Annotated in this window: 17 protein-coding genes and 1 tRNA gene; 6 read left to right on the top strand and 12 right to left on the bottom strand. The window is 28.2% G+C overall.

Translation table 11 applies throughout. The features are described from left to right. Window positions 1-9 precede the first annotated feature (9 nt). From GFV00_RS03830 to GFV00_RS03820, 3 genes are all read left to right on the top strand, one after another. Window positions 10-1080, top strand: coding sequence for an acyltransferase (locus GFV00_RS03830; RefSeq protein ID WP_160557150.1), 1071 nt, complete (start codon window positions 10-12; stop codon window positions 1078-1080). An 83-nt stretch (window positions 1081-1163) separates the two neighbouring features. After that, window positions 1164-1237: transfer RNA gene (locus tag GFV00_RS03825), tRNA-Arg, on the top strand. Between the two features lie 363 nt (window positions 1238-1600). Next, complete coding sequence (locus GFV00_RS03820) at window positions 1601-3232, top strand: M1 family metallopeptidase (RefSeq protein ID WP_160557151.1); 1632 nt, start codon at window positions 1601-1603, stop codon at window positions 3230-3232. 300 nt (window positions 3233-3532) lie between these two features. Here GFV00_RS03820 and GFV00_RS03815 read toward each other — a convergent pair whose 3' ends face one another. From GFV00_RS03815 to mutY, 4 genes are all read right to left on the bottom strand, one after another. Beyond that, window positions 3533-4858 (bottom strand): hemolysin family protein, encoded by a 1326-nt coding sequence (locus GFV00_RS03815; RefSeq protein WP_160557152.1) that lies wholly within the window; start codon window positions 4856-4858, stop codon window positions 3533-3535. Between the two features lie 21 nt (window positions 4859-4879). Then, complete coding sequence (gene gldD, locus GFV00_RS03810; RefSeq protein ID WP_160557153.1) at window positions 4880-5461, bottom strand: gliding motility lipoprotein GldD; 582 nt, start codon at window positions 5459-5461, stop codon at window positions 4880-4882. 332 nt (window positions 5462-5793) lie between these two features. Beyond that, entirely contained in the window at window positions 5794-6174 is a 381-nt protein-coding gene (locus GFV00_RS03805) for a single-stranded DNA-binding protein (protein ID WP_160557154.1), read from the bottom strand. A gap of 47 nt (window positions 6175-6221) precedes the next feature. Beyond that, window positions 6222-7214: an A/G-specific adenine glycosylase gene (mutY, locus tag GFV00_RS03800; protein ID WP_160557155.1), complete on the bottom strand. Its 993-nt coding sequence runs from the start codon at window positions 7212-7214 to the stop codon at window positions 6222-6224. 95 nt (window positions 7215-7309) lie between these two features. Here mutY and GFV00_RS03795 point away from each other — a divergent pair, with 95 nt between their 5' ends. Continuing rightward, window positions 7310-7603, top strand: a complete 294-nt coding sequence (locus GFV00_RS03795; RefSeq protein ID WP_105298021.1) for an HU family DNA-binding protein — start codon at window positions 7310-7312, stop codon at window positions 7601-7603. A gap of 263 nt (window positions 7604-7866) precedes the next feature. Then, window positions 7867-9426, top strand: a complete 1560-nt coding sequence (locus GFV00_RS03790; RefSeq protein WP_160557156.1) for an Rne/Rng family ribonuclease — start codon at window positions 7867-7869, stop codon at window positions 9424-9426. 161 nt (window positions 9427-9587) lie between these two features. Here the strand turns inward: GFV00_RS03790 and crcB are convergent, their stop codons facing one another. After that, complete coding sequence (crcB, locus tag GFV00_RS03785) at window positions 9588-9962, bottom strand: fluoride efflux transporter CrcB (protein WP_160557157.1); 375 nt, start codon at window positions 9960-9962, stop codon at window positions 9588-9590. An 80-nt stretch (window positions 9963-10042) separates the two neighbouring features. Then, a complete protein-coding gene (locus GFV00_RS03780) occupies window positions 10043-10585 on the bottom strand; it encodes a gamma carbonic anhydrase family protein (RefSeq protein WP_160557158.1) in 543 nt (180 codons plus the stop codon). Between the two features lie 77 nt (window positions 10586-10662). Between GFV00_RS03780 and GFV00_RS03775 the strand changes: the two genes are divergently transcribed. Beyond that, on the top strand, window positions 10663-11532 hold the full coding sequence (locus GFV00_RS03775) for a NifU family protein (RefSeq protein WP_160557159.1): 870 nt from the start codon (window positions 10663-10665) through the stop codon (window positions 11530-11532). 12 nt (window positions 11533-11544) lie between these two features. Here GFV00_RS03775 and GFV00_RS03770 read toward each other — a convergent pair whose 3' ends face one another. From GFV00_RS03770 to lipB, 6 genes are all read right to left on the bottom strand, one after another. Beyond that, window positions 11545-11997 (bottom strand): low molecular weight protein-tyrosine-phosphatase, encoded by a 453-nt coding sequence (locus GFV00_RS03770; RefSeq protein WP_255410618.1) that lies wholly within the window; start codon window positions 11995-11997, stop codon window positions 11545-11547. Then, window positions 11994-13424 (bottom strand): chromosomal replication initiator protein DnaA, encoded by a 1431-nt coding sequence (gene dnaA / locus GFV00_RS03765; protein WP_105298016.1) that lies wholly within the window; start codon window positions 13422-13424, stop codon window positions 11994-11996. Before dnaA ends, GFV00_RS03770 begins: the two co-directional genes overlap by 4 nt. A 518-nt stretch (window positions 13425-13942) precedes the next feature. Then, entirely contained in the window at window positions 13943-14563 is a 621-nt protein-coding gene (locus GFV00_RS03760) for a YigZ family protein (RefSeq protein WP_160557160.1), read from the bottom strand. Between the two features lie 33 nt (window positions 14564-14596). Further along, entirely contained in the window at window positions 14597-15649 is a 1053-nt protein-coding gene (gene ribD / locus GFV00_RS03755; protein ID WP_255448788.1) for a bifunctional diaminohydroxyphosphoribosylaminopyrimidine deaminase/5-amino-6-(5-phosphoribosylamino)uracil reductase RibD, read from the bottom strand. 28 nt (window positions 15650-15677) lie between these two features. Then, the gene (locus tag GFV00_RS03750; protein WP_160557161.1) at window positions 15678-17627 is read right to left on the bottom strand and encodes a DUF349 domain-containing protein; all 1950 of its coding nucleotides are present in this window, start codon (window positions 17625-17627) and stop codon (window positions 15678-15680) included. Window positions 17628-18015: 388 nt separating this feature from the next. After that, window positions 18016-18729 (bottom strand): lipoyl(octanoyl) transferase LipB, encoded by a 714-nt coding sequence (gene lipB / locus GFV00_RS03745; protein ID WP_160557162.1) that lies wholly within the window; start codon window positions 18727-18729, stop codon window positions 18016-18018. Window positions 18730-19205 lie beyond the last annotated feature (476 nt).

The following is a 19205-nucleotide window of genomic DNA, read 5'->3' as shown; positions in this document are numbered from 1 at the left end:
AAATCAGTAATGAAAGATTCTAGGGTGCCGGTTTTAGATGGATTAAGAGTTTTATCTATTGGTATGGTAATGCTAGGGCATTATTACAATTTCTCGAAAAATGAAATTATTAAAAATATAGCTATATATGGATATATTGGAGTTCAAATTTTCTTTATTATATCCGGATTTGTTATATCCATTTCTTTAGAAAAATCGAGAAATTATTTAGAATTTCTTAAAAAAAGATATATTAGATTAGCTCCTGGAATGTTTGTATGTTCAACATTAACTTTTTTATTTTTTAAATACATTTATTTAGGAGAAGATTACTCACATTCTAAAAATATTTATAATTATTTAATTGCAAATGCTTTTATTGACCCGTATTTCTGTAATATACCCTATGGTTATAATAAGTTTTATTATATAGATAATTGCTACTGGAGTTTATGGGTTGAAGTGAATTTTTATTTTTTAATAGGTTTTTTATATTTTTATTCGCCAAAAAAAATGATGAGAAATTATATAATAATTTGTATCATAGGTATATTTTTCTACGTGTTATTTTGGAGTAAAGCAGGGCATATTATTTTACAAAATTTCATTTCATCTGAAAAAATAAATTATTATAAATACGTCAGTAGATCTTTTGTATTTTTTCATGAATGTTTATGGTTTCTAATAGGAATGTATTTATATAAACTATATAACAATAAAAAAGACTATAAAATTATAGTTTATATTTTTATATTATCTATCATATTAGCGTTTTGGAGTAGACACGTTAAATATCTATTGATTCATACTATAATAATATCCGTTTTTTTAATTTTAATATACATTCCTAAATATCTATCCTTTTTAAATAATAAATGGATTGTAAAATTAGGCATAGCCTCATATTCATTATATTTAATTCATTACCACATTGGCGTTGCAACAATAAAAACTATATATAATTATTTTGGAAAAGAAATACTTTTCATACCTTTAATTATTGCTTCATTAGCTTGCATTTTTTCATTGTTTAGCTATAAATATTTAGAAACCCCTATATCCAAAGTTTTAAAAAAAGTATTATTAAATAAAAAGATTTGAAATGAATAATGAAAATTAATTGAAAAATTCAAAAAGATTTTAATAGAAAAAAAAATTTTATTAGCTTTGCACGCAAAATAAATGGCCGCGTAGCTCAATTGGATAGAGCGTCAGATTACGGCTCTGAAGGTTGAGGGTTCGACTCCTTCCGCGGTCACTAAAGTAAGTCATTTTAAACGAGTTAAATTGCTTGTTTTTAATGACTTTTTTTATTGAAATTAGAATTTAACAGTGTTATTTAATGTATAAAGCTTAATCAAATTTCATCAAAATAGTTAATAGGGATTTACTAAAAGAAATTAACTACATAGTAAGTAATTTGACTTCAAAAGTGAAATACGATTAAATTAGAGTGAAGTTCATTAGTGACTAAAATTTTTTTACCAATACGTATAATAAACCTTTCATTGTTATAAAACTATTTTTACAATAATTAAAGTAAAGTACAAGATACTTACATCCTATACGTTCTTTTATATAATTAATTTTAGCAAATAGATCCATCGTTAAAGTATTCTTTATGAAATCTCTTAAATTTCAACACGTTATATTTTTATTCTTCCCTCTAATTTTTGTTGCTCAAGAAAGAGCTTTATTTATATTTAAAGATTCGATAGAAAGTAATAAAAATAAGTATATAGATCATTGGGATGTAAAACATTATGATCTAATCATTGAACCGGACTTTAAAGCAAAATTACTAAAAGGATCAAACAAAATTAAATTCCAAAATAAAGGATCTGAAATAATTCAAATAGATCTTCAAAATCCAATGAATATTGATAGTATTTTGACTGTAAAAAATAACCATATACCATATGTAAAAAAAGGAAATTTTTATTATTTAGACATAAGTCGCAATGCAGAAAAAGAAAATGTTGATCAGGAACTCATTTTTTATTTTAGCGGAAAACCCAAAATTGCAGAAAATGCTCCCTGGGATGGAGGTTGGATATTTTCTAAAGATAGAAATGGTAAAGATTGGATGACCGTTGCTTGTGAAGGCATTGGTGCCAGTGTGTGGTTTCCATGCAAGGGCTATTTGGGAGATGAGCCGGATGAAGGAATGACCTTAACTATTGTTACCAATAACCACTTAAAAGGTATAGGCAATGGGAAACTTATAGGTAATTGGAATGAATCACAAAAAAATTATTTTAAATGGCAGGTAATTAATCCCATAAATTCATACAATATAATTCCCTATATAGGAGATTACGTAAATTTTAAAGATGAATATAAGGGAGAAAAAGGAAATTTAGAATTAAGTTATTGGGTTATGCCTAAAAATTTAAATAAAGCAAAATTCCAGTTTTCACAAGTAAAAAAGATGCTTGAAGCATTTGAATATTGGTTCGGCCCGTATCCTTTTTATGAGGATGGCTATAAGATCGTTGAAGCGCCTTATTTGGGCATGGAACATCAAAGTGCAATTGCTTATGGCAATAATTATAAAAATGGCTATTTAGGTCAAGACAGAAGCGGCACGGGTATAGGATTAGAATGGGATTTTATTATAGTTCACGAATCCGGACACGAATGGTTTGGCAACAATATTTCCAATGCAGATATTGCAGACATGTGGATACATGAAGCATTCACTACCTATTCGGAAACGTTATTTGTTGAATATTTTTATGGAAAGGAAAAAGCAAATAGGTATATAATAGGACAAAGAAAGAATATTAAAAATGATTTTCCCATTATAGGAACGTATTCTAAAAATAAAAAAGGGAGTATAGATATGTATGATAAAGGAGCCAATATGATACATACCATAAGACAAATTATCGGAAATGATGAACTATTCAGAAATATACTCAGAGGTTTAAACCAAGATTTTTATCATCAAACTGTTACTTCCAGTCAAGTAGAAAATTATATATCAGAAAAATCAGGAATTAATTTTTCTAAAATTTTTGACCAATATTTAAGAACTGTAGATATACCCGTATTAAATTATTATATAAAAGGTAATACCTTATTTTATAAATGGTCAAACGTTGTTAAAGGCTTTTCAATGGAAATAAACACGTCCATAGGTAAAATAAAACCAACAGAAAATTGGAAATCCGTCAAACGTAAGAATTTAATCAATAAATTTTATGTTGATGAAAATTTTTATGTTAAAGTCTATAAATCAAATGAATAAATCATTTTTTTAACTTTTTAATGGTAATAATTGAAATACTTATAAATCCTATCATTGTAGCAAAAAGATAGGTTAAGAACATAAAATTTAAATACTTAGCTGATATGGGATCATACCAATAGATAATAATCATTTCTGCTGCCTGAAAAAATAGTAATATACCGACTATGTATAAAATAATGAAAAACATATACTTCATTATATCGGTAGTTTTTAGTAAAAACCGATAAAGCATAAATGAAATAATAATAAATCCAATAAAGAACAAACTATAAATAAAGTAAATCATAAAAAATAGTATTAATCAGTAATTTCATCTTCAGCGGAACTCTCCTCGTTTTCCTCCGTAGAATTAAGTTTTTCCATTAATACTTTATCTATTCTATTTGCATCTTTATCTACAATTTCAAATGAAAATCCGTTATAATTGAATTTTTCGGCAACTTCAGGAATATACTCCATGTGATAAATAATAAATCCGGCTAACGTAACATATTCATCATCGTCTAATTCTATAATAGTATCATCAAAAAAAGAATTTAAATCTCTAATTCCTATATTTCCGTTAACTAAATATGAACCATCTTCACGTTGCACAATTTCTGTCTCCTCTTCATCGCTCTCAGGCATGTCACCCACAATACCTTCAATAAGGTCTTGCAAAGTGATAATACCTTGGAATGTACCATATTCATCTACAACAAAACCCATATGCTGTTTATTTTTACGGAATTCTTGTAAAATATCAACAGAATGCATATTTTCATGAATGAAGATCGGAGTTTTTAAAATGGTTTTTATATCAAAATTTGGAGTGTTTATATTTTCATAAAATTCTTTTATAGCCAAATAGGCATTAGCTTCATCTAAATTACCGTCACACACGGGAAATTTAGTAAAATTGCTGTCTTTAATTTGCTTTTCAATTTCTTCGAAACTATCTTTTAAATTAATCCATTCAACTCTTTTGCGGTATGTCATTAAACTTTTAGCTTTTTGTTCTGAAAAAGCAAAAACATTCTGATGCAATTCACTTTCCTCTTTTTCTAAAACCCCTTGTAAACTAGCTGTCTTAAGCATATAAATTAGTTCGTCCTCAGAAATTTTTTCACCTTCCACATTTGAAATTTTAAATATCTTGTTAAATATATGGGTTGAAAATGAAAGGATTTTAACAAATGGATACAAAGCCATTGAAAAAACTTTGATAATTGGAGCAACAGTCAACGCTATTTTTTCAGGATTTCTCATGCCGAAGGTCTTAGGAATCAACTCTCCCAAAACTATGGATACATAAGTAATCAATGCTATAATTACCATATAAGACAGTTCATTAGCATGGGTTGCTGTCAATGAGAAATGCTCAAAAAATGGAGTAACGTATTTTACTAAGGTAGCGCCTCCATAAGCACCCGATACAATACCGATCAAAGTTATACCCACTTGAATAGAAGATAAAAAATCTTCCGGTTTTTCTAAAAGATTGAGTACTATTTGAGCCTTTTTATTTCCTTTTTTAACTTTGTTTTCAATTTTTTGCCTCTTTACAGATACTAAGGCAATCTCAGATATAGCGAAAAAGGCATTTAAAAGAGTTAATAATAAAAGAATTCCTATTTCTAACATTTTAATATAAAAAAATTAAGTTTATTCCCATGTAGTTGTTTCAATCATTTTAATAATATCTTTTTCAATATATTCAACAGCAGGTTGTAAAGAATCAGGCCGAGGCTGAACTTTAAAATATAAATTTCCTGAAAGGAAATGTTTAATACTGTCTGTTACATAAAATTGAATATTTGAAGCAGATTCGCCTCCCAATCGATAAAGATTCCCAAATACCTTTTTTTCCGGATAAGAAAATGATTTGGTTTTTATAGAATTGGCTTTTATGGTATGTTCATATACAAGTCTCTGAGCTTCTTTTAATAGCGAATTTAAATTTCCGTTTACCTCAGAATAAGTTAAATATAGAGTTGCTTTCATGAATGGATAACTAAAATTGTACCAACAATTTTTGTGTTTATCCTCTACTTTAGTGAGGTTCGAATACTGAAATTCAAAAGGACATTTTTCTTTTTTAAAAAGTATGTAATTGGGTGCAGAGTATTCTAATCTTACCTGGCCGATTGGCTTAGGTAAATATTCTTCTTTCTTACAACTAAGTAAAAACAAAGAAAATAGAATAATAAAATATAAAAGATATAATTTTTTTAATGATTTACTCATCTAAATAAATAAATTTAGTATTTAATTAAATAATATATATAACGGATTTTTAGATACAATACGTATATTATCCCATCTATTACCTATAAATAGAAACTTTTTATATAAATATTCTATCTTATAATAAAAATATTTTTGAGGGGATAAAGTATATGCAAAAGCAGTCAATGCACATACCTGTAGAATTTTACTAAATAACTTAAAGAAAGTTTTTCTCTTAAAACAATAGGAGAAGAGAAAATTATATAATAAGAGGATATAAATTAATGAAATACTCGTGGGCCCGGGCTCGTCCATATAAATTGAAATTTTATTATAAGTATTTTTGAAGTTTAAAAATCATGCTGAATTATTTCTTCATTTTCAGGTTGTTTACCCAATAAGTTGGATAAAAATAAAATATTATCTGCAATAACTTCGGTAATATGTTTAGTAATACCGTTATCATCAAATTTACGAGTTTTAAGTTTTCCTTCAATGTAAACTTTACTTCCTTTTTTCAAAAATTTTTCACAAAGTTCTGCCAGTTTATTTCTTGCAGTTATATTATGCCAATCAGTTACATCTACTTTTTCTCCGGTTTCTTTATTCATATAACTTTCAGATGTGGCAACCGGAAAGTTAACAACAATATTTCCATCACTAAACCTATAAGATTTTACGTCAGTACCTAAATTCCCAACTAAAATTACTTTATTAATAGATGTACTCATTTTTATATATAAATTGATCGCATTGATGAGCAAAAATAATAAAAAATTTAATTATAAAATAAAAAATTTTCCATGGGTTTTGGAAAAGCGTAGCTTTTTAAGTTGTTTTTATTCAAAATTATAGCATTTATTTTATGGGCGACTTGATAAAAATCATTTTCATCAATTTCAATTTCTGAAATGGTAATAGTTAACAGTCTATGACTAAGTTTATGTTTAATCTGATGGTTATGGATAATTTGGTAATTCTTGAAATTTTGGTCAAATAAGGGGAATTCATATAACCCTTTCCAAATCGAATTGTTATTTCTTTTTTTTATTAATGTTAAGTCTTTACAAAAAAGATAGGCATAATGTATACTTTCTTCTTTAATTTTAACCGAGGAAGATTTAATAGGAAGAACGTTTTGTAAATTATTAGTATAGGCCAAACATTCCTCCTGAATAATACATTGATCACATTTTGGATGTAACGGTGTGCAGACCATCGAACCGAAATCCATGATCGCTTGATTGAAATCACCTGGATTTTCCGGCATTAAAGGTTTGATTAAATCAAAAAAGTAGGTAAAAGTGCTACTTTTACTTATATCCTTTTCTGAGCCAAAAACTCTGGAATATACTCGAAATGCATTACCGTCCAGAGCAGGCACTTTTTCATTAAAAGATATTGAAGCTATGGCAGCGGCAGTATATTTTCCAATTCCTTTAAGTTTAATTATTTCATGATAAGAATTAGGGAAAATACCATTTAATTCATTTACAATGTATTTTGCGGTAAAGTGTAAATTGTGCGCTCTAGAATAATACCCCAATCCCTGCCAGGAATTTAATACTTCATCTTCGGAGGCATTTGCCAGAACTTTAACATTAGGAAACCGTTGAATAAAATTTAAATAATATTCATATCCTTGATTAATACGAGTTTGCTGAAAAATAATTTCCGAAATCCAAATGTTATAAGGAGAAAGAGTTTCCCTCCATGGCAGTAAGCGTTTATTAATTTTATACCATTTCTGTAAAAGACTAATAAAATTCACACTTTTAAATGTTTATAAGTTTTACTTTCCAAAAATAATATTATATTTGCAAACTCAAAATTTAATTAGAAGTATAATAATATAATATTAAAAGTATGACAAAAGCAGATATCGTAAATTCGATTTCAAGTAAACTGGGTCTTGAAAAAGTTGAAACTCAAAAAGTCGTGGAAGTTTTTATGGATGAGATTAAAACTGCTATGGCTAAGGGTGATAATGTTTATTTAAGAGGTTTTGGAACTTTTTTAATTAAAAAAAGAGCAGCTAAAACAGGAAGAAACATTTCTAAAAATACAACTATTAAGATTCCGGCTCACAATGTACCTGCTTTTAAACCAGCTAAGTCTTTTGTTGAAGACGTAAAAACAAATGTTAAAGTCAAAAATTAGTAATAATTAATAAATAAAAGAACACTATGCCAAGCGGAAAAAAAAGAAAACGTCATAAGGTAGCGACCCATAAACGTAAAAAAAGAAGAAGATTAAACCGTCATAAAAAGAAAAATAAATAATTTTCTTCTAACATAAAACTAAGGTTTTTTTACTTAAGATATTTGTACATTCTTTACCAAAGTTTAAACTCAAAAACAATAGGTAAAGAATGTTTTTGTTCAAAAATGAATGTGTATAAGGGTGGATAATTAATGTAAAAGATGAGTAAAGAATTAATAGTATCATACGAACATTCAAAGGTTAGAATTATAATATTAGAAGGAGGAAGGATTCAAGAACTTCATGAAGAAGAAATAGGAAATAATTTTACGGTTGGAGATATTATTATGGGCAAAGTAAAAAAACTTGCCCCAAGTCTTAATGCTTGTTTCGTAAACATCGGATACGAAAAAGATGCTTTTTTACATTATCTTGATTTAGGTCCACAAATTAAATCTTCATTAAAATACTGTAAAGGAGTATCTTCCGGTAAAATAAATTCACCCAAATTAACTTCGTTCCCTTTTGAAGAAGATATAAACAAGGATGGAGTTATACAAGATGTTCTAGCTCCTAATCAGGATATACTCGTACAAATTACCAAAGAGCCTATTTCAACCAAAGGACCTCGATTATCTTCCGAAATTTCTTTAGCCGGAAGGTATCTTGTATTGATACCTTTTGCATCCAAGACATCAGTTTCAAGAAATGTATCTACTGCTGAAGAAAAAGACAGGTTGAAACAAATCGGAGAACAAATACGCCCTAATGGTTTCGGACTTATTATTAGAACGGTAGCAGAAGGTAAATCCGCTCAAGAATTACAATCGGAATTAACTAATCTTTTAAATAAATGGAACAATGTGTGCTTTCGTAATATAAAAAAAAGCAAAGCACCTGCCAAAATTTTGGGAGAGTTAGATAAAGCTTCATCAATTCTTAGGGATAATTTAAATGAAGATTTTGTTAGTATCGTTTGTGATAATGAGGAATTGGCCGGAGAGATGAAAGAATACCTTAATATTATTGCTCCCGAAAAATCTAAGTTAGTTAAATATTACGATTCCCATATTCCCATCTTTGAATATTACAATATAGATAAGCAAATAAAACAATTGTTTGGTAAGCATGTTAATATTTATCAATCGAAAGGCGCGTATTTGATAATTGAACATACTGAAGCCATGCATGTTATAGATGTTAATTCAGGGAACGTTACAGCCAATCAAAAATCCCAAGAAGATGCAGCCTTACATATCAACAAATTAGCTGCAGCAGAAATTGCTCGTCAATTACGTTTACGGGATATCGGAGGAATCATCGTTATAGATTTTATTGATCTAACTTCATCTCAACACAAAAAAGATCTTTATGAATATCTAAAAAAGGTAATGAAAGATGATAAAGCAAAACATAAAATCTTACCTCCAAGTAAATTTGGAATAGTTCAAATCACCAGACAAAGAGTACGTCCTCAAAAACAGTTGAATACAACAGAGGAAAATCCTAATATTAATGGAAAAGTAGAATCTCCTATTGTATTAGTAGATAAAATTCAACAACAAATCTTAAATGCTATAGTTTCAAATAAAGGCAAATTGTATTTGCATACACATCCATTTGTTGCAGCATATTTAACTAAAGGCATCAAAAGCATACGTAATGAATGGTTTCTAAATTACAAACGATGGATTAGGGTAATTCCTAGAGACAGCTTTAAATATCTTGAATTTCAAATTCAAAACGAAGAGAAGGAAGTCATTTATAAATTTTCAAATTAAACCCTATACTTATTTTTCATTCATTATACACTCTTTCTATCCTTCTTTTTTCAGCAGAAAAATTTAATTGAATAGTAGATTTTAAGCTTAAAGATCCGATTCTTATCGTTCTTAGAAACAACCATCATAGTTCGACTTTTACTCTAAAATTTATTGGTATATCAGATTTTAGAAATAAAATTTCCTATCCAAACACCCAAAATTCCTACCAAAATGCTGATACCTATATATAAAGCTAAAGTGAAGAATTGATGATTTTGATATAATTGCAAATTTTCAGCTGAAAAAGTAGAAAAAGTAGTATATCCACCACAAAAACCGGTTACCAATAGTAATTTTATTTCATTGTTTATAAAATTAAATCGTTCTGATAATCCCAAAAATAATCCGATGACAATACATCCGCTACAATTTATAAGAAAGGTAGCTAAAGGAAATATTCCTCCATAATATTTTTGGATATAAAGTGTTAATAGATAACGAATGATTGTACCTAAAGATCCACCTAATCCTACTAAAAAAATATTATAAATCATAAAATAAAATTATCTTTATCTAAATCTTTATTATTAATAAAAAAGTGTAATCAAGTTAATAAATTTCTTGCATCGAATCCTTAAATGCCATTGTCATCATCATCATCTTCATTATTATACCATTTGCTGTATTTAAGATAATTGGAAGCCGTTTGATATATTTTATTTTTCATTAAATCTTCTGAAACCATACCTATTTTTTTTGCCGGAATTCCTGCCCAAATTTCACCACGTGATATAAACGTACCTTGAGTGACTACAGCTCCGGCAGCAATAATTGCATTGCTTTCTACGGTTACTTCATCCATGACTATAGCTCCCATACCAACCAGAACATCATCGTGAATGGAACATCCATGGACAATTGCATTATGACCTATAGATACGTTATTTCCAATAAGGGTAGGATGTTTCATATAGGTACAATGAATGACTGTATTGTCTTGAATATTAACTCTGCTGCCAATTTTTATAAAATTAACATCACCACGGATTACAGCATTAAACCAAACAGAACTTTGGCTTCCTATAGTCACATCTCCGATGATTACGCATGTTTCTGATAAATAACAATCATTTTCAATTGAAGGAAATTTATCTAATACTTTTTTAAGTAGCGCCATATTTTTAAATAATATTATAATAATCTATTTATAGATACTAGCAAGTTATGTAATTTTGAAGAATTAAACTAAATGACATGAAATTAAAAATTGAAAAAACTCCCAATAAAAATATAGTTAAATTCGTTGCCCCCTCAACATTAGTAGAAGGCAGTTATGAAATATCGGATATAAAAAAAGCAGGTGATATTCCTATAGCACAAGAATTACTTCAATTGCCATTTGTTACTCATATTTTTATTACAGCAAATTTTATTGCTGTTCAAAAAAATGATATGGTAGAATGGGATATGGTCTTAGATGAAGTAAAAGAACTAATTGAAGACGAATTACTGGCGAATCCTTCAGTTGTTTTACAGCCGCGTAATACTCCCATATCTGTGTATGTAGAAATGACGCCTAATGCCTCTGTGATGAAATTTGTTACCAACAAAATTTTAGTTGAAGGAATAATTGAATTAAAAAATGAGAGCGAAGCTAAAGAAGTCCCTTTAGCACAATATTTATTTAGTTTTCCTTATGTAAAAGAAGTGTTTATATCGGATAATTTCGTTTCCATAACCAAAGCCGATGATTATCAATGGGAAGATATCTCTATGGAACTAAGGTATACTATTTCTGAATATTTAAGAGAAGAAAAAGAGATCAGCAATATAAAAAATTTTTCCACCTATAAAACTACAGATCATACGGAAAGAGAATTTTCAGAAATTGAAATTAAAATTAAAAATATTTTGGATGAATATGTGTTACCTGCAATTGCCGGAGACGGAGGTAATATAGAACTTATTTCTTTCGATGAAGAAACGAAGGTAGCTAAAATGCTTTTACAAGGCGCATGCAATGGTTGTCCATCCTCAACATTTACTTTAAAAAATGGAATTGAGGAACTTTTAAAACAAATGTTACCTAATGAAATTGAAGCTGTAGAAGCGATTAATGGGTAAGTAACTTATCCATTAATCCTTTGTAAGCTTTTCAGCAATACTAGTACAAGCTTCGTTCAATAGGTTGAAAACATTTTCAAAATCTTCTATATCACCGTAATAGGGGTCCGGAACACTTTGTTTAACAGCAGTGGGAGATTCGGACATAATTAACTTAACCTTTTTTTTATCTGCTTCTTTTTTTGCTTTGAAGATTATATCGCTGTAGTTGGCATGATCCATAACATATATGGCATCAAACTCGTCGAAATCAGAAGTAATAAATTTTCTGCCTCTTAGCTGAGAAATATCAATATTGTTTTTTTTACAAACCTGAATCGCACGTTTATCAGGTTTTTCATTTACGTGATAATCGGTTATCCCGGCACTATCTACAGTAAAACTATCAGGAAGTTTTGAACGTAAAATTCCTTCTGCCATAGGGGAACGACAAACATTACCTAAACAAACCATTAATATTTTCATATATCAGAAGTCAATTTTTTATTTAAATCGTCAACATAAGATTTGAATAACTTATCTGTTTCAAATAAGTTGTCAACCGTTTTACAAGCATGTAATACAGTTGCGTGGTCTCTTTTACCAATTTGAATACCAATAGAAGAAAGGGAGGCATTGGTATATTTTTTAGCGAAATACATAGCTAATTGTCTCGCCTGAACAATATCTCTTTTTCTGGTTTTTGATTGTAAAGCATCAATTGATACTTTAAAATAATCGCAAACCAAGTTTTGAATATAATCTATGGTAATATCTTTTTTGGAATTAGTAATAAGATTAGATAATGTTTTTTCAACAAGATCTAAAGTTATTTCCTTTTTATTGAAAGTTGCCTGAGCAATTATGGAATTTAGAGATCCTTCCAGTTCTCTAATATTGGTTTTAATATTTTTAGCAATATATCCTAAAACTTCATCAGAAAGCGCAATACCATCAAATTCCATTTTTTGTTGGAGAATTGCTAACCTCGTAGTATAATCAGGGGATTGTATTTCAGTTGAAAGTCCCCATTTGAATCGAGAGATTAATCGTTGCTCAACATCTTGAATGTCTACCGGCGATTTATCCGAGGTTAATATAATCTGTTTTCCGTTTTGATGTAAATGATTAAAAATATGGAAAAATACTTCTTGTGTACCTTTTTTACCCGATATGAAATGAATATCATCGACGATCAACACATCAATCATTTGATAAAAATGAATAAAATCATTTCTATTGTTTGATTTAGTAGCTTCCTGGAATTGTTGACAAAATTTTTCCATGGAAACATACAAGACAGTTTTTTCAGATTGAATTCTTTTAACTTCTAAGCCGATAGCATGAGCCAAATGGGTTTTTCCTAAACCTACACTACTATAAATAAATAAAGGATTAAAAGAAGTACCGCCGGGTCTTTTAGCAATTTGTTTTCCCGCAGAACGGGCAAGACGATTAGAATCTCCTTCAATAAAATTATCAAATGTATAATTTGTGTTGAGTTGACTATCAATCTTTAATTTTTGTAATCCGGGAATAATAAATGGATTTTTAACTCCTCTTTCAATAAATAGGGGAGCTTCCACTTCCTGAACCTTTATTTGTGCTTTTTGAGAACTTGGAATGTTAACGGTATAGGAATTTTCAGATTGTTGGTTTTTTTCCATCATAATGGAATAAACCAATTTGGCATCTTTTCCCAAGTTTTTGGTTAAGGCACTTTTTATTATCTTTATGTAATTTTCTTCAAGATATTCATAGTAAAATTTACTGGGTACCTGTATGGTTAATATTTTATCTTGAAGCTTTACGGCCTTGATAGGTTGGAACCATGTAAAATAGGATTTCTCAGAGATATTATCTTTGATATATTGTAGACAGGCTTCCCATATTGAAATCGCAGAATTTAACATTTTTTTAAATTTGTATAAAAAATAAAGGATAAAATTTTACCCACCTTTTAGATCACAAAATTGTTAATTTATTTTAGAAAAAAAAAGAGGATTACCTGTTGTATTTTTAGAAATTTATTAGTAAGTAAATATATATTCTATCTTGGATTAAATAAAGCGTAAAAATAAGAATAAGATAGGATAAATTGGATAAAAAACAATAGTTTAAAAATATTGATTATTAGTAATAATTTGGATTGTATAAATTCGATCTATATAAGGCCAATAAAGGGATTGCAGAATATGAGCCAATAGTTGTAAAAAACAATTTATTCATCAAATAGACAAAAATAGAATTGAAATGTTGTTGAACAAATTATTTATTTTAATATCCATCATTTTTCTAAAGAAATAGGTATATTTTAGGTCTGTGAAATTAAAAAACAAGATGATTTTTTATGGCTTTTAAAGAAGGAAAATTAGTGTTATTTTGGATTAATAAATCGGTAGAAAATTTGTTGCTCAGTACGATAAGTGAGCTATAAAATTTTTTTTATGGCAATAAAATTTTGAGCCAAATAAGAATCGAATTTTTCAAAAAATAATTCTTTATTTTTCATGGGAACTTCAACTACAAGATAACATTTATCGGAAAAAGTGCTTGATAACATTTCAATCGATAATTTTTTTAAAAGAGTCATAATAGAAGATTGATACGCATAATCAAATAAGAGCTCATAGTTCTCACTTAATTCCTTAGAAATGATTTTTGCACATTCAATAGTATATTGAGCACTTTCTTTATAAGCTTTTATCAATCCCCCAACTCCAAGTTTAGTTCCTCCAAAATATCGTACTACAATTAAAAGTACATTGGTTAGTCCTGAAGAAAGCAATTGATTATAAATAGGTAATCCGGCAGTACCCGAAGGTTCTCCATCATCATTGGCTCTGTATAGCTCTCCCGAAATGCCCATTCGAAAAGCATAACAATAATGCGTTGCATTGGGGTATATTGTTTCACTAAATTTTAGATAATCCTTTACTTCTTGTTCATTATTGACATTAAATATTAGCCCGTAAAATTTACTTCCTTTAATTTTTAAAAGAGCATCCGTTATTTCAGTATCAACAGTTTTATAAATAAATTTATCATCCATGTAAATTTAAGATATTGATTTGTAGATAATTGATTAAAATAACGTTGATGGATTTTTAAGATATGAAATAAGATTGTCTCCCACCAATTCTTGATAACTAATATCTCCGAAAAGAATAGGAGCACTAGTGCCATTTTTTAATATATTTGGAGACGTGATGATCATTGCTTCGTCCCACATTCCTTTATCAATAAAATGTTGTAAGGTTTGTTTACCGCCTTCGATGATTACCGATTGAATATTTTTGTCGTATAAAACATTTATAATTTGGGGAACTAAATCCTTGTTAAAATCTAATTGAAAATAGTTTAAATGAGTAGTTGATTGAGATTTTTTTTCCGTAAAGATAAAAGTCTCAGCTTGGTCATCGAAAATAGAATGACTGAGGGGAATTTCTAAATTTTTATCGATGAGTAATCTTATTGGGTTATTACCATAAACAGATCGGGTAGTTAAACTAGGATTGTCTATTAAAACAGTATTTTTTCCGACTAATATAGATTGTTCTTCATTCCTTAACACATGAGTTTTTTGTATTGAAAAAGGATTGCTGATCCAGAACGGATGGTTTCTATCTCTGCCGTTATCTATTTTCTTATTTAAAGTTTCTGCCCATTTTAAAATAATATACGGTCGTTTTTTCAAATGATAAGTAAAAAATCTTTTATTTAATCTTTTACATTCTTTTTCCATAACACCGGTAACTACTTCTATACCTGAATTGCGAATTATTTCAATTCCTTTACCGTTAACTTTACTCGTTGGATCCTGAGTACCGATCACCACTTTTTTAAACTTTAAATCCTTTATTTTTAAAGCGCAAGGAGGAGTTTTTCCGTAATGAGCGCAAGGCTCTAAGGAAACATAAATGGTACTTTTTTTAAGTAAACTTTGATCTTTAACCGAGGAAATGGCATTAATTTCAGCATGAGCTTCACCGGATTTTCTATGCCAGCCTTCTCCAATTATTGTATTGTTGTAAACTATAACAGAACCTACTAAAGGATTAGGATAAGTGGTTCCCAAACCATTTTGAGCAAGATCTATACAACGCCGCATGTAGACTTCATCGACAGTATTACCCATAAATTCTTTTTATAAGCGGTGAAATAGATTATTCTTCCTCAGTTTCTTCAGAAATACCTTCACCATCTTCATAATTTGAATCGCTTTCAGACAAATTTAAATTAACCAGTTTTGAATAAGTCTGTTTTAATTCATCCAATTTAGTTTTTTTGGATTCAATATTGTTTAATGTATTCTGTAAAAGCGGATTGTCTTGATTGGCATTTGAAAAGTATGATAAATTATTCTCCAATTGAACAATTTCATGTCCCAAATCTTGAATTTGCTTTCTCATTTTTCGTAGATCTTCATCCAGCTTTTTATCATCCTTAGATTGCTTATAATTTTCTACTTTAATATTTAATTGAATTTCATCAATGATGTTTTTGTCAATATCGAATTTTTTAATAAGATTTTTAATAGCTGAATTAAATTCTTTATTGATGTTCATATTCTCTCTGGGAACTTTTCCTATAGAATTCCATTGAATACTGTAATCATTGATTTTAGCAAGAGCATCTTCTTTATCTATAGCAGAAATGGAGGAAATTTCTTCCAAAAGATCTTGCTTTCTTTTTAAATTTTCGATCCATTCTTCATTAACTTTATTATTTCTTAATTTATATCGGTTAAAGAAATAATTGCAATTTTCTCTGAATTCATCCCAAAGTTTATCAGAATATTTTCTTGGAACATGACCAATATTTTTCCATTCATTCTGAATCTTTTTATAAAGATTTAAAGCAACTTCCCAATCTTCGCTGTCTTTATTAGCTTTAGCGATTTCCAATAGGTCGTTTTTCTTTTTAAGATTTTCTTGTTGGATCTTTTTTAAATCTTTATAAAATGTATTTTTCTTATTGTTAATTTCATGAAGCAGACTTTTAAATTTACTCCACGTGTCACTACTGGTTTCTTTAGGAATTCTTCCTGTAGTAAAGAAAGCTTCTCTTAAATTTTCTATTTTCTTAACATTATTTTGCCAGAAGGAATGATCGGGATTTTCAGCGGATGCTATGGTTTCAAGTTGAGAAATGATGGCTTGTTTTTTCTCCAAATTCGCTTGTTGCTCTTCTTTAATTTTTTCAAATAATTCAGATTTGCGTTCATGAATTTTTTGGGTTATTGCTTTAAATTCTTGCCAAGTACTTTCTCTAAACTCTTCCGCCACAGGTTCTGCTTGTTCTTTCCATAGCTTGTGCAAATATTGCAGCTCATTTAATGCTTTTTGCACACTAGGCTCAGTTGTCAATTCTTCGGCTCTGCTAATAATTGCCCTTCTTTGTTCCAAATTATGTGCATAATCTAATTCTTCAAGTTCCTTATTTAATTTGATGAATTCATGTGTATTATCTAAATGATGAAAATAGGTTCTGAAAACATCACCGGCTCTTGATTTAGGAATTTTACCTGCATTATGCCATCTTTCTTTTATATCTCTGAATTTTTTAAAAAAAGAACTGATCGATTCCATAGGGGTTGTATACAGCTCTTTTAATTCTTCAATTATCTGAAGTCTTTTATTGAGATTATTTTGCTCGTTTTGTTCTTGTTCTTTATAATATGAGTTTAGTTTTGTTTTATAGTCGTGGTAGGCTGAATTGAATTTGTTTTTTAAGAATTGATCGGGTTGATAACTTAGCTCGTCTCCACCTTCATTAAGGAACTTTTGTTTTCGTTCCGTTTCATGTTCATCAAATTTTTTTAAAAATATATCCCTTATGGAATTAATATTTTCTCCAATTAATTGAACTGGATAATGATTGTGAAGATATTTAAGCTCATCAATGAGTTTTTCTAATGAAAAAGATTCATAATCTTTTTCAGGAATGGTTGTTTCTTCAACGGATTGATCCTCCTTGTTGTTTTCAGAATTTAGCTCATCAATAGAATCTTCCTTAGAAGAATTTTTATTATATGTTGATTCTAAATTTTGAGTTGATTCAACCTTTTTTTCATTTCCTTCTGCATTATGCAGGTTATCCGATTCAGTACCCATATTTTTGATATTTTTCCAAACAAAAATATAAAAAATATTGCAAATGTGCTATATAAGTGATAATAAAATGTAAATGGATTAAATATTCAAAAAAACATGATTTTTATGTTGTTAAATAAATAAATCAAAAAAAAATATTAGAGTTAAATAAATCACAAAAAGTGTTAAATAAAGTAGAAATTCAATTTTTTTAGTTTTTAAAAATTTAAAATCTAAAAATTATATTAACAAATTCTTAAAGATATAAAGCACAATGTAAAAATTAATAAAAAAAAAATTTTATCTTTTTTACTATTTCGAATTTTAAGATGAAGAATTAAATTAGTGAAGAATTTAATTTATGGAAGATGAAATAGTAATTATAATTAAAAATTATAGAATATAAATATTAAATCCATTCAACATCAAATATTTCAGAAAAGTATTTTTTAATAACTTTTTTCACCTCATCCGGGTTTACGGATATACCCAATTCTTTTTCTAAAGAAGTAACATATTTGTTTTGTATGCCGCAAGGAACGATGTAGTCAAAATAGGAAAGGTTGGGGGATAGATTAAGTGCAAAACCGTGCATAGTGACCCATTGAGAGGCCTTTACGCCAATAGCACATATTTTCCTGGCCATAGGTTTATTTACATCAATCCATACGCCTGTTTCCCCGTTAGATCTTTCTCCTTTAATTCCATAAAAATTTATGGTTTTTATAATTACTTCTTCCAACAAGCGCATGTATTTGTGGATATCATTAAAAAAATTATCAAGATCAAATATAGGATATCCAACAATTTGTCCGGGACCATGATACGTAATATCTCCGCCTCGATTGGTTTTAATGAACTGAGCATTAATTTCTTGAAGTTTGATATTGCTGATAAGAAGATGGTCTAAATTACCATTTTTACCTAAGGTAAATATATGCGGATGAGAAACAAATAAAAAATAATTGGGAGTAAGATTTATTTCATTAGTTATTGATTTTTTGTTTTTTAATTTGATTGAAACAATATATTGGAGTAATTTTTCTTGCAACTTCCAAGTTTTAAGATAATCAGCATGAAGTAAATCTTTATATATTACTTTTTTATTTTGGATTTTATTCATTAAGCTAAAATAATTGTATAAATATAAAAAAGATAATATTTATATATGTTATAAATGAAATATTAAGATTAATAACTTGTTAAAATATAGCAGGGGATTGGTATAAGAAAAAAAAATTTTAACATTAATGTAACATTATTATATGTAAAACCCTTTCAATAGAAACTATGAAAGGGTTCATTAACACTAAAAAACTTTATTAAAGAACAACTAATTATTGATGCAAATATACATCATTTTTCTTAAATACAAAATTATTTAATAGATTTAAGTAAAAATTGTTAATAAAACGTTTAAACTTGTTACTATAATGTTAAGGCTAAAGTTTGAGGTAAAAAAATAATTTGCGCTCATTTTATTTTCAAGAATTAATATATATTAATTTTTTATTCACATAAATCATTAAAAATGCAATTTCTTTACTAGTGCAAAATGAAATTTTTAAATTAATTTTGCTTTGAAAATTAGTGAAGATA

The organism is Apibacter sp. B3935 (genome assembly GCF_009827705.1).
Taxonomy (GTDB): domain Bacteria; phylum Bacteroidota; class Bacteroidia; order Flavobacteriales; family Weeksellaceae; genus Apibacter.
Note: the sequence above shows the minus strand (reverse complement) of the source record. Positions and strands in the feature narration are given on the sequence as shown.